This window comes from Sulfitobacter sp. F26169L (assembly GCF_026410285.1).
Classification (GTDB): domain Bacteria; phylum Pseudomonadota; class Alphaproteobacteria; order Rhodobacterales; family Rhodobacteraceae; genus Sulfitobacter.
In genome coordinates this window covers 1-481 of the sequence record NZ_JAPMLP010000027.1, presented here as the reverse complement: position 1 = coordinate 481, position 481 = coordinate 1, and the positions used below count along the sequence as shown (strand labels likewise).

At 61.7% G+C, this 481-nt stretch carries 1 protein-coding gene; it reads left to right on the top strand.

Translation table 11 applies throughout. The annotated features are described in order from the left end of the window. Positions 1-168: 168 nt before the first annotated feature. Positions 169-481: immunoglobulin kappa light chain variable domain-containing protein (locus tag OS189_RS18775; RefSeq protein ID WP_267168828.1), on the top strand; the 313-nt coding region annotated here is incomplete at its 3' end.

Here is a 481-nt window from a genome sequence, read left to right as displayed (position 1 = left end):
GCCACCAGACATAATAGCTGACAGACTAACAGACTGTTCCTTTCCATGGGTCTTTTCTGCAGTCACCGTCCTTGACACGAAGCTTAGACCACCATGGACATGAGGGTGCCCGCTCAGCTCCTGGGGCTCCTGCTGCTGTGGCTGAGAGGTGCCAGATGTGACATCCAGATGACCCAGAGCCCCAGCAGCCTGAGCGCCAGCGTGGGCGACAGAGTGACCATCACCTGCCAGGCCAGCCAGGACGTGAGAACCGCCGTGGCCTGGTACCAGCAGAAGCCCGGCAAGGCCCCCAAGCTGCTGATCTACAGCGCCAGCTACAGATACACCGGCGTGCCCAGCAGATTCAGCGGCAGCGGCAGCGGCACCGACTTCACCTTCACCATCAGCAGCCTGCAGCCCGAGGACATCGCCACCTACTACTGCCACCAGCACTACATCACCCCCTGGACCTTCGGCGGCGGCACCAAGGTGGAGATCAAGC